This is a genomic window from Pseudomonas citronellolis, assembly GCF_900112375.1.
GTDB lineage: Bacteria > Pseudomonadota > Gammaproteobacteria > Pseudomonadales > Pseudomonadaceae > Pseudomonas > Pseudomonas citronellolis.
Genome location: NZ_FOLS01000029.1, coordinates 97,140 through 108,761, shown reverse-complemented (window position 1 = coordinate 108,761; position 11,622 = coordinate 97,140). Strand labels below are relative to the sequence as shown.

The window sequence follows — 11,622 nt, the reverse complement described above, 5'->3', positions numbered from 1 at the left end:
AGCGGAACTCGGTCTTCGACACTTTCGCCTTGGCGGTCAGGCCCAGGCTGCTGAACTCGTCCACCGCGCTGCCGTCGCTCTCCAGCGGGAAGATGGTGCCGGGCTGGCGGTCGATGCCGCTCTTGCCGGACTTGCCGCCGCCGTCCAGGCGCAGGCCGAGCAGGCCCAGGGCGTCGACGCCGAAGCCGACGGTGCCTTCGGTGAAGCCGGAGGCGTAGTTGAGCATGAAGCCCTGGCCCCATTCTTCCTGCTTGCTGGGCGAGGCGGGGCCGTTGCGGTTGTCGGTGTTGATGTAGAAGTTGCGCAGGCCGAGGCTGGCCTTGCTGTCTTCGATGAACCCGCCGGCGCTGGCCTGCTGGGCGAGGACGCCCGCGGCGATCGCCAGGGCGAGGGTGGATCGCTTCATATGAATGCTCCTGATAACGGTTCGAGTGTCGCGCCTGACTCCGAGCAGAAAGTGTTTTATTCCGTTATTTACTTTTTTATATAGCGATACTTGTAAAAAACGCCATGAATATGGCGTTGATAGAAAACAAGGGCGCTTCTTCTTGCTACGTAAGGCGCTGGCTATGACGCCAAACTGCAAGGGAAGTGTCAAGCGATATTTGATTTTCCTGAAGAATGAAAGGCGAAGTGCATTGGCGGATACTCGGGATCGATCTTGCAAGATATGGACTTTCCTGATCGGGCAAGTACCGGCTTATTGTTTTTCGAAAAGCGCCGCACCCAGTGGAAGTTCCAACTATGCACTTCAGCGAATGCCCGAACGCCGAGGGCTGCGGCGTCAACCGGCCCTCGCGGAAGTTTCAGGTGAATCTTTCGAGGATGTTCTCTTTCATTCCCGGGCGAAACATTCGAACTTGCAGGTAACGCTCATCAGGAAGGGGACGGATAGTTCGAATATTTCATCAGCGCCGGAATACCACTGCGGGCGTTGGCGGTCGCGGCCAGTTGGCGTTCTTCGGCGCTCGCGTATTCGCGGTCCCAGGCCAGCACCTTGGGCGTCATCAACTTGTGCCAGAGCGGCGGGAGCATGGCGACGATGATGGTGGTCAGGTAGCCGCCGACCATCATCGGCGCGTCGGGGAAGGGCTTCAGGTCCTGGTAGGGCACCTCGCCCTGGGCGTGGTGGTGGGAGTGGCGGGTCAGGTTGAACATGGTCCAGGAGCTGATGCGCTTGTTGGTGTTCCAGGAATGCCGCGGCTGCACGGGGGTGGCCGGGTTGCGCACCATGCCGTAGTGCTCCATGTAGTTGACGATCTCCAGCAGGGCCTTGCCCCACAGCGCGCAGGCGATGAAGAACAGCGCGGCGGGCCACTGGCCGATGGCGTAGGCCGCGGCCACCAGCAGCAGGCTCATGCCGTGCCCGCGCAGCACCGCGTTGCGCCAGCCGAGCAGCCAGTAGCCCTTGCGCGCCAGGCGCTGCTTCTCGATGTGCCAGGCGCTGAGGTTGCCCCGTACGGTCGAGATCAGCACGTGGGCGTAGACGTTGCGCCCGCGCGGCGCGGTGGCCGGGTCCTCGGTGGTGGAGACGTAGCGGTGGTGGCCGTAGACGTGCTCGATGGAGAAGGTGGTGTCGAAGCTGAACGCCAGCAGCCAGCGGCCGATGAGCATGGAGACCGGGTCCCAGGTGCGGTGCGTCAGCTCATGGGCGGTGATGGTGCCGATGGTGCCGATCATCAGGCCGGTGAGGACCCAGGCGCAGGTGTGCTGGCCAAGGTTGGTGGCGTCCCGGGCGGCGATCAGGTCGTAGCCCGTCGCCTGGCCCAGGGCGGCGCCGAAGCCGAGGAAGTCGCCGTCGCTGACGCCCCAGAGCGCCGCGAAGACGATGAAGCACAGCAGCGGCAGGGCCAGCCACAGCTGGAAGGTGAGGATGCCCGGGTGGCGGAATTCGGGCGTGCTGGTGTCGTCGCCGCAGACCAGGTCGCCGACCACGTAGAGCGTCAGCACGGCGGCCAGGCCGTAGGCGATCCAGGGGCCGCCGGCGAGCAGGGCGGCGGCCGAGCACAGGCCGACGGCGTGGAACAGGAAGTACTTGAGGTAGTGCAGCGCGTTCATGGGCATCTGTCTCTCTTGTTATTGGGTTTCGGGTTACAGGCTTGCGGGTTGCGTGGCTGCGCTTTCTGTAGCGGCATGGGGAGCCTGTTGCAGCGTGAAGCGGTCGGCATGGATGTTTTCGCGGGCCACGCCGTGCCGTTGCAGCAGGGCGCTGGCGCTGTCGATCATCCCCGGCGGCCCGCACAGGTAGGCGTGGCTGCCGGCCTGCAGCAGCACCGGTATCTGTTCGCTGACCAGGCCCCGCGCGCCTTCCCAGGCGGCGTGGCGGTCCGCTTCGGAAAGCACCGGGACGAAGTGGAAGGGCCCGGGCCACTGCCGGGCGAGCGCCTGGATTTCCTCCAGGGCGTAGAGGTCGTGCTCCTGCCGGGCGCCGAACAGCAGGGTGACCGGGCGCCGCACGTTGCCGGCCAGCGCGTCCTGGAGGATGGCCAGCAGCGGGGCCAGGCCGCTGCCGCCGGCCACCAGCAGCAGCGGGGCGTCGGCCGGGCGCAGGTGGAACTGGCCCAGCGGGCCCTTGAGGCTCGCGCCCTGGCCGACCAGCGAGTGGCTATCGACCAGCGTGGTGAGCCGGCCGCCGGGCACCTTGCGGATGAAGAAGCTGACCTTGGCGTCGGCCCGCGGAGGCGAGGCGAAGGAGAAGCTCCGGGCGTGATTGGGCAGGCAGTCGAGGCTGAGCTCGGCGTACTGCCCGGCCTGGTAGGGCAGGCCCGTTTCGAGCTGGAGGGTCAGGCGGGTGATGTCGTGGGTGAGGCGCTCCTGCGCCACGACCTTGCCGCGGACCTGGCGGGCCTCCTGCTGCGCGCTGTCGACCTCGATGCTCACGTCGCCGCGCGGCACGCTCTGGCAGGCCAGGATGTAGCCCTGGTCGAGTTCCTCGGCGCTGAGGATGTAGCCGGTCTCGGTCAATTCCCTGACCTTGCCCTGCAGCAGCCGGCACTTGCAGCTGGCGCAACCGCCGACGCGGCAGCTGTGGGGGAAGTCGATGCCATTGCGCAAGGCGGCTTGCAGCAGGGTCTCGCCGGGCTCGACACGGATGCTGGCGCCGTTGATCGAGGCGTTTGCCGCACGGTTTCTGTTCAGGAAGGCAAACATGCGTCCTCCGTTCTAATCGTTGTGGGTCGGGACGCTTCAATGCTAGGGACGGCGGCGGGCGGCGGAGAGGTTCCCGATTGACATTCCAGGGGTCATTTGTTGACATCTTCGCGCCCCCGGAACCCTGTGAGGTCGAGCCCTTGTCGGACTTCGTGTTGCCAATGCCCTACCTGCGGCAGATCGCCGAGCAGCTGCGGGCCATGCAGAAGGACGCGCAGGCCTGGTTCGCCCGCAGCGGTCTGGACGAGCGCCAGCTCGACGAGCCGGGCTTCCAGCTCGGTTTCCCGCAGTTCCAGCAACTGCTGCGCGACGCCATCGAAGTGACGGCGGAGCCGGCGCTGGGGCTGCTGATCGGCGAGCGCCTGGTGGTCAACACCCACGGCATCCTCGGCTACGCGGCGATGCAGAGCGGCACCCTGCGCCAGGCCCTGGAACTGCTGCAGCGCTACCTGGCGCTGCGCACCACGCTGTTCAGCCTGAGCTACGAATGCGATGAGCGGGCAGGGCAGGTACAGGTGCGCTTCCAGCCCGGCTATGCCCTGGGCGACATCGAGCGCACGGTGCTGGAGGCGGTGATGCTGGCGGTGAGCAACATCTTCGCGGCGATGACCCTCGGCAGTTGCCCGCTGCGCCAGGTCAGGCTGCCGTTCGCGGAGCAGCCCTACGCCGCGCTGGCCGAGGAGCTGTTCCGCTGCCCGGTGGCCTACGGGCAGCCCTGGGCCGGCTTCAGCCTGGACCTGGCGGTCATCGACCAGCCGCTGAAGCTGGCCGACCCCGCGGCCTTCCGCGAGGCCGAAGCGATCTGCCGGCGGGAGCTGGAGCGGCTGGGCGAAACCGCCTCCATGGGCGCCCGGGTGCGGCGCGCCATGCTGGAAAAGCACAACGGCTTCCCCAGCCTGAAGGTCACCGCGCGCCTGTTCCACATGACGCCGCGCACCCTGCACCGCCACCTGCTGGCGGAGGGGACGTCATTCAAGCTGATCCTCGAGGACGTGCGCCGCACCCTGGCCATCGAGCACCTGAAGGCCGGCCACCTGAGCATCGAGGAAATCGCCTACACCCTGGGCTACACCGACCTGGCCAACTTCCGCCGCGCCTTCAAGCGCTGGGAGGGCATGCCGCCCTCGGCGTACCGAGCCAGCCTCGGCGCTCAGCTGAGGACGTAGTCCACCGGCTGCAGGGGCGGCGGCAGGTCCTTGCAGCCCAGGGCGCCGAGGATGTCGCGCTCGATGACGCGGACCATGGCGTCGGTGGGCAGGTCGTTCTCTTCGCGGCCGAAGGGGTCTTCCAGCTCGTTGCTGATGGCGTCCAGGCCGAAGAAGGTGTAGCTGACGATGGTGGTGAAGATGGGCGCCATCCAGCCCAGCGGCTCGGCCATGGCGAAGGGCAGCAGGATGCAGAAGATGTAGATGGTGCGGTGCAGCAGCAGGGTGTAGGGGAAGGGGATGGGCGTCGCCTTGATCCGCTCGCACACGCCCTGGGCATCGGTGAAGGCGGCCAGGCGCTGCTCCAGCGTCACGTAGCGCCATTCGCTGATGCGTTTTTCTTCGGCCAGCTGCGAGCAGACGCTGCCGATGTGCTGGAGGATGCCGTCGGTGACGTTGTGCGCGGCGATCGGCGTGTCGCTGGCGAGCCAGGGGCGGGCGGCCTTCAGCTCGTCCTCGTTGCGCAGCCGCGCGTTGAGCGCGTGGGCGTAGCCGCAGAGCGCGCGCAGCAGGCGTTCGCGCAGGGCGGCGTCGGTGATGGCGACGCTCTCGCGGATGAACGAGCGCATGTCGATGATCACCTTGCCCCAGGTCTTGCGGCCTTCCCACCAGCGGTCGTAGCAGGCGTTGTTGCGGAAGCTCATGAAGATCGACAGCGACAGGCCCAGCAGGGTGAAGGGCGTGGCGTTGACCCGCGCGAAGAACGCCGGGTGGTGTTCCTCCACCAGCACGATCAGCGCCGCCAGGATGGTGACCATCAGGCTGCGGAAGGCGATGCGCTTGGCGATGGAGCCCTTGAGCGTGAACAGCACGCGCAGCATGTCGGGTTGCGGTTGGACGATCATGGCGATTCCAGGTGGGCGGCTAGCCGCCGGTCATGTTCATGAAGCGCAGGATCTGCACTTCGCCGCCGACCTCGAAATGGTGGCGCTGGGGCTTGAGCCGCATGGCCTGGCGGATCGCCTTGTCCAGCCGTTCGGCGTCGCCGGGGTGGGCGCGCAGCACCTGCTTGAGGTCGGCCGAATGCTCGTTGCCCAGGCACAGCAGCAGGCGGCCCTCGACGGTCAGGCGCACGCGGTTGCAGCTGCCGCAGAAGTTGTGGCTGTGCGGCGAGATGAAACCGATGCGGATTTCCGGCGCCTCGGCCAGGCGGCAGTAGCGCGACGGGCCCTGGGTGGATTCGGCGGATTCGATGAGGGTGAACCGCTCGCCGATGCGCTGGCGCACCTCGTCGCTGGAACAGTAGGACTCGCCGCGCTGGTGCTCGCTGATCACGCCCAGGGGCATTTCCTCGATGAAGGAGATGTCCAGCTGGCGGTCGATGGCGAAGCGCACCAGGTCGACCACCTCGTGGTCGTTGCGGCCCTTGAGCACCACGCAGTTGAGCTTGGTGTGGCGGAAGCCGGCGCTGCGCGCGGCGTCGATGCCGGCGATCACCTGCTGCAGGTCGCCGGTGCGGGTAAGCGCCTTGAAGCGCTGCGCATCCAGGCTGTCGAGACTGATGTTCAGCCGCGCCAGGCCGGCGTCGTGCAGCGGCTGCGCCAGGCGCTGGAGCTGCGAGCCGTTGCTGGTCATGCACAGCTCGCGCAGGCCGGGCAGGGCGGCGATGCGCGCGCACAGCTCGACGATGCCCTGGCGCACCAGGGGCTCGCCGCCGGTGAGGCGGATCTTGCGCGTGCCCAGGGCGACGAAGCGCTCCGCCACGCGGTACAGCTCGTCGAGGGTGAGGATGCGCTGGCGCGGCAGGAACTGCATGTTCTCGGCCATGCAGTACACGCAGCGGAAGTCGCAGCGGTCGGTCACCGACATGCGCAGGTAATCGATCTTCCGATTGAAACCGTCGATGAGTTCGCCAGTATTTTCATTCAATTCCGAGTTGCCTCTCGAAGTGATCGTTCATTGCTCTTTGCACGCAGGCGTTGGCATCTTTTTATTAATGCTCTGGCGATCTTCGAGGTGAGGCTAGTCAGTTCGCCCAGGGGCGTCAAATTGCTTTTGATTACCGGTTGATAAGAGTGGTCTATCAAGCGCCTTAATTGTCCATTCCGCCCTTCTACTGCGGGCATTCCAGGGCTGATAGACGGTTCTGATCAGGGTTTAATTTATTTCGATTGGACGCAATCTCCGCTTCTCAATAGCCTGATGTCACAAGGCGAACCAATGTCTTTCCAGCTTTCAGGCCGATTGTTCGAAAAAAGGCCCTGGAACTTGGACCTGAACACAACTCACCCGGTGTTGCGAACAGCAAGTTTCGCGCAAGGAAGTTGCTCGCTCAGCGTTCCGATATTGGCGTGCTCTTAGCGTCGCCTTTTTCTGCCTGAGAACTTTCATTCTCTGCGTGTAATCGAGGAATGCCTGAATGAGCCAAGACGAACATATAAGGAGCTACACCGGACCGGCCGCCGGCTGGGGCGCGCTCAAGAGCGTGACCAAGAGCTGGCTGGGCAGCGAGAACGCGGTCAAGAACCTGCGGGCGATGCTCAAGACCAACCAGAACAGCGGCTTCGACTGCCCCGGCTGCGCCTGGGGCGAGTCGCCCGAGAACGGCCTGGTGAAGTTCTGCGAGAACGGCGCCAAGGCGGTCAACTGGGAATCCACCGGGCGCTCCGTCGACCCCGACTTCTTCGCCAAGTACAGCGTCAGCGCGCTGGCCGGGCAGAGCGACTACTGGCTAGAATACCAGGGCCGCCTGACCCATCCCATGCGCTATGACGCGGCCACCGACCACTACGTGGAAACCACCTGGGACGAGGCCTTCGCCCTGATCGCCCGGCACCTGAAGGCGCTGAAGTCGCCGGACGAGGCGGAGTTCTACACCTCCGGCCGGGCCAGCAACGAGGCGGCCTTCCTCTACCAGCTGTTCGTCCGCGCCTTCGGCACCAACAACTTCCCCGACTGCTCGAACATGTGCCACGAGGCCAGCGGCCTGGGCATGGCGGAAACCCTCGGGGTGGGCAAGGGCACCGTGGTCTTCGACGACCTGGAGAAGGCCGACGCCATCTTCGTCATCGGCCAGAACCCCGGCACCAACCACCCGCGCATGCTCGAACCGCTGCGCGAAGCGGTACACCGCGGCGCCCAGGTGATCTGCATCAACCCGCTGAAGGAACGCGGCCTGGAGCGTTTCCAGCACCCGCAGCACCCCTTCGAGATGCTCAGCAACGGCTCGGAGCCGACCAACACCGCCTACTTCCGCCCGGCCCTGGGCGGCGACATGGCGATGTTCCGCGGCATGGCCAAGTTCCTCCTGCAGTGGGAGCGCGAGGCCCAGGCCAACGGCGAGCCGCCGGTGTTCGACCACGCCTTCATCCGCGAGCACACCAGCGGCCTGGACGACTACCTGGCGGCGGTGGACGCCACCAGCTGGGAGCACATCGTCGGCCAGTCCGGCCTGAGCCTGGCCGAGATCGAGCTGGCGGCGCGCATGTACCGCCGCGCCGAGCGCGTGATCATGTGCTGGGCCATGGGCCTGACGCAGCACCGCCACTCGGTGCCGACCATCCAGGAGGTGGTCAACCTGCAACTGCTGCGCGGCAACGTCGGCAAGCCCGGCGCCGGCCTGTCGCCGGTGCGCGGCCACAGCAACGTGCAGGGCGACCGCACCATGGGCATCGACGAGAAGCCGCCGACCTGGCTGCTGGATGCCCTGGAGAAACGCTTCAGGTTCAAGGCGCCGCGTGGCCACGGCGACAACGCCGTACTCGCCATCCAGGCCATGGAAGCCAGGCGCGCCAAGGTGTTCCTGGCCCTGGGCGGCAACTTCGCCCAGGCCACCCCGGACACCCCGCGCACCCACGCCGCGCTGCGCAACTGCGAGCTGACCGTGCACATCGCCACCAAGCTCAACCGCTCGCACCTGGTCACCGGCCGCGATGCGCTGATCCTGCCGTGCCTGGGCCGCACCGAGGTCGACATGCAGGCCGACGGGCCCCAGGGCGTCACCGTGGAAGACACCTTCAGCATGGTGCACATCTCCCACGGCCAACTGAAGCCGCGCTCGCCGCACCTGCGCTCGGAACCGGCGATCATCGCCGGCATCGCCAAGGCCACCCTGGGCAACCGCCCGATCGACTGGGACTGGGCCATCGCCGACTACGGGCACATCCGCGACCTGATCGCCGACGTCATCCCCGGCTTCGCCGACTTCAACGCGCGGCTGCAGCACCCCGGCGGCTTCCACCTGGGCAACGACGCGGCCGAGCGGGTCTGGAAGACCGCCAGCGGCAAGGCCCGCTTCACCCCCAGCGAACTGCCGCTGGAGCTGGTCAACCAGGCGGTGCTGGCCCGCGGCGAGCGGCCCGACCTGATCCTCCAGACGCTGCGTTCCCACGACCAGTACAACACCACCCTGTACGGCCTGGACGACCGCTACCGCGGGGTGTTCGGCCTGCGCGAGGTGGTCTTCGCCAACGAGCGGGACATCCGCCGCCTGGGCTTCGAGCCGGGCGAGAAGGTCGACCTGGTGTCGCTCTGGGAAGACGGCATCGAGCGCCGCGTCCACGGCTTCCAGCTGGTGGCCTACGACCTGCCGGCCGGGCAGGCCGCGGCCTACTACCCGGAAACCAACCCGCTGGTGCCGCTGGAAAGCTATGGCGAGCGCACCTTCACGCCAACTTCCAAGTTCATCGCGATCAGGCTGGAGAAGGCCCGGGAAGACAATCGGATCCATTCGACTGTCGCCTGAGACGGACTCCCGTGCGGCAGCCGGAGGACGGCTGCCGGCATTTCATGAATGAGCGATCAATAAGGGTTTCGCCATGTTGAACCTACAGGCGTTGGACCTGGCGCGGATTCAATTCGCGTTCACGGTCTCCTTCCACATCATCTTCCCGGCCATCACCATCGGCCTGGCCAGCTTCCTGGCCGTGCTCGAAGGGCTCTGGCTGAAGTCCGGCAACGCGGTCTACAAGGACCTCTACAAGTTCTGGTCGAAGATATTCGCGGTGAACTTCGGCATGGGCGTGGTCTCCGGCCTGGTCATGGCCTACGAGTTCGGCACCAACTGGGCGCGCTTCTCCGACTACGCCGGCAGCATCACCGGGCCGCTGCTGACCTACGAGGTGCTGACGGCGTTCTTCCTGGAGGCCGGCTTCCTCGGCGTGATGCTCTTCGGCTGGGACCGGGTGGGGCGCCGCCTGCACTTCTTCGCCACGGTGATGGTGGCCATCGGCACCATGATCTCGATGTTCTGGATCCTCTCGTCCAACAGCTGGATGCAGACGCCCCAGGGCATCGACATCGTCGATGGGCGCGTGGTGCCGCTGGACTGGCTGAAGATCGTGTTCAACCCGTCCTTCCCCTACCGCCTGGTGCACATGGCGCTGGCCGCCTACCTGTCCACCGCCTTCTTCGTCGGCGCCTCGGCCGCCTGGCACCTGCTGCGCGGGCGCGACAACCCGGCCACGCGGACCATGCTGTCGATGGCCATGTGGATGGTCCTGGGCGTGGCGCCGCTGCAGGTGCTGGTGGGCGACGCCCACGGCCTGAACACCCTGGAGCACCAGCCGGCGAAGATCGCCGCCATCGAGGGGCACTGGGAGAACGAGCCGGGCGAGCCGACGCCGCTGATCCTCTTCGGCATCCCGGACATGCAGGCCGAGCGGACCCGCTACAGCCTGGAAGTGCCGTACCTGGGCAGCCTGATCCTGACCCACAGCCTGGACAAGCAGATCCCGGCGCTGAAGAGCTTCGCCCCGCAGGACCGGCCCAACTCCACCGTGGTGTTCTGGAGCTTCCGCCTGATGGCCGGGCTGGGGATGCTGATGATCCTCTGCGCCCTGGCCGCCCTGGTGCTGCGCCGCGGTGGCGCGCTGTACCGCAACCGCGCCTTCCTGGGCCTGGTGCTGGCGATGGGGCCCTCCGGGCTGATCGCGCTGCTGGCCGGCTGGTTCACCACCGAGATGGGCCGCCAGCCCTGGGTGGTCTACGGCATGCTGCGCACCAGCCAGGCGGTCTCCAACCACAACGTCGCGCAGATGAGCCTGACCCTGGCGCTGTTCGTGGTCATCTACTTCTCGGTGTTCACCGTCGGCCTGGGCTACATGATGCGCCTGGTGCGCAAGGGGCCGGGCCAGCAGCACCGGATCGATCCGCTGGAGAGCGAGCCCGCCGGGCCTTCCAGCATTCGCAGACCTATGTCGGTTGCCGGCTGAGGAGGTTGCAACATGGGTATTCAAGGCATCGACCTGTCGGTCATCTGGGGTGTGATCATCGCCTTCGGGCTGATGATGTACGTGATCATGGACGGCTTCGACCTGGGGCTGGGCATTCTCTTCCCGCTGGTGTCCGACTCCAGTGAACGCGACGTGATGATGAACACCGTCGCCCCGGTGTGGGACGGCAACGAAACCTGGGCCGTGCTCGGCGCCGCCGCGCTCTACGGGGCCTTCCCGCTGGCCTATTCGGTGATCCTGGAGGCGCTGTACCTGCCGCTGGTGCTGGTGCTGGCCGGGCTGATCTTCCGCGGCGTGGCCTTCGAGTTCCGCTTCAAGGCCAAGCCGCAGAAGCGCCACATCTGGGACAAGGCGTTCATCGCCGGCTCCTTCCTGGCGACCTTCTTCCAGGGCGTGGCCATCGGCACCTACATCGACGGCATCCCGGTGCTGGACCGGCAGTTCGCCGGCGGCCCGCTGGACTGGCTGTCGCCGTTCCCGCTGTTCTGCGGCCTGGGCCTGGTGGTGGCCTACGCGCTGCTGGGCAGCACCTGGCTGCTGGTGAAGACCGAGGGCATGCTGGAGTCGCGCATGCGCCACTACAGCCGGCCGCTGACCTACCTGCTGGCGGCGGTGATCGTGGTGATCTGCGCCTGGACCGCCTGGCTGCACCCGAACATCGCCCAGCTGTGGTTCTCCGGGCGCCACTGGGTGCTCTTCGCGGTGATCGCCGCGCTGGCGGTGGCGTCGATGTGCCTGGTCCAGTCGAACCTGCGCAAGCGCCATTCGCACCTGCCGTTCATCAGCGTGCTGGCCCTGATGTTCCTCGGCTACCTCGCCCTGGCGGTGAGCATCTGGCCGAAGATCATCCCGCCGGCCATCGACCTCTGGCAGGCCGCCTCGCCGCCGTCCAGCCAGCTGTTCGCCCTGATCGGCGCGCTGTTCATCATCCCGATCATCCTCATGTACACCTTCTGGAGCTACCACGTGTTCCGCGGCAAGGTCACCGCCGCAGACGCCTACCACTAACTCCCCACGAGCCACACGACAGCTGGCGGTGGCCGCGCCCGAGCGCGGCCGCCCCCGGCGCGGGGACGCTTTTTTCCGAATTCCAG

At 66.5% G+C, this 11,622-nt stretch carries 9 protein-coding genes; 4 read left to right on the top strand and 5 right to left on the bottom strand.

The genetic code is table 11. The features are described from left to right. From BM060_RS24445 to BM060_RS24435, 3 genes are all read right to left on the bottom strand, one after another. The coding region (locus BM060_RS24445; protein WP_439895982.1) for an OprD family outer membrane porin at positions 1-406 on the bottom strand (406 nt) is incomplete at its 3' end. A gap of 470 nt (positions 407-876) precedes the next feature. Beyond that, entirely contained in the window at positions 877-2,064 is a 1,188-nt protein-coding gene (locus BM060_RS24440; protein WP_245322998.1) for an alkane 1-monooxygenase, read from the bottom strand. A gap of 27 nt (positions 2,065-2,091) precedes the next feature. Further along, a complete protein-coding gene (locus BM060_RS24435) occupies positions 2,092-3,150 on the bottom strand; it encodes a 2Fe-2S iron-sulfur cluster-binding protein (protein ID WP_074983891.1) in 1,059 nt (352 codons plus the stop codon). Positions 3,151-3,290: 140 nt separating this feature from the next. On the opposite strand from BM060_RS24435, the gene BM060_RS24430 reads away from it, so the two are divergent. Next, positions 3,291-4,316: an AraC family transcriptional regulator gene (locus tag BM060_RS24430; RefSeq protein WP_174672451.1), complete on the top strand. Its 1,026-nt coding sequence runs from the start codon at positions 3,291-3,293 to the stop codon at positions 4,314-4,316. Here BM060_RS24430 and BM060_RS24425 read toward each other — a convergent pair. Both BM060_RS24425 and moaA read right to left on the bottom strand, forming a co-directional pair. Next, positions 4,301-5,200 carry a bestrophin family protein gene (locus tag BM060_RS24425; RefSeq protein WP_074983886.1) on the bottom strand — a complete coding sequence of 300 codons (900 nt, stop codon included), beginning with the start codon at positions 5,198-5,200 and terminating at the stop codon, positions 4,301-4,303. The genes BM060_RS24430 and BM060_RS24425 overlap by 16 nt on opposite strands. A 19-nt stretch (positions 5,201-5,219) precedes the next feature. After that, positions 5,220-6,224, bottom strand: a complete 1,005-nt coding sequence (moaA, locus tag BM060_RS24420; protein ID WP_074983884.1) for a GTP 3',8-cyclase MoaA — start codon at positions 6,222-6,224, stop codon at positions 5,220-5,222. 490 nt (positions 6,225-6,714) lie between these two features. On the opposite strand from moaA, the gene BM060_RS24415 reads away from it, so the two are divergent. From BM060_RS24415 to cydB, 3 genes are all read left to right on the top strand, one after another. Further along, positions 6,715-9,039, top strand: a complete 2,325-nt coding sequence (locus tag BM060_RS24415) for an FdhF/YdeP family oxidoreductase (RefSeq protein ID WP_074983882.1) — start codon at positions 6,715-6,717, stop codon at positions 9,037-9,039. Positions 9,040-9,112: 73 nt separating this feature from the next. Beyond that, positions 9,113-10,507 carry a cytochrome ubiquinol oxidase subunit I gene (locus BM060_RS24410; RefSeq protein WP_074983879.1) on the top strand — a complete coding sequence of 465 codons (1,395 nt, stop codon included), beginning with the start codon at positions 9,113-9,115 and terminating at the stop codon, positions 10,505-10,507. A 12-nt stretch (positions 10,508-10,519) separates the two neighbouring features. Further along, a complete protein-coding gene (gene cydB / locus BM060_RS24405; RefSeq protein ID WP_074983875.1) occupies positions 10,520-11,536 on the top strand; it encodes a cytochrome d ubiquinol oxidase subunit II in 1,017 nt (338 codons plus the stop codon). Positions 11,537-11,622 lie beyond the last annotated feature (86 nt).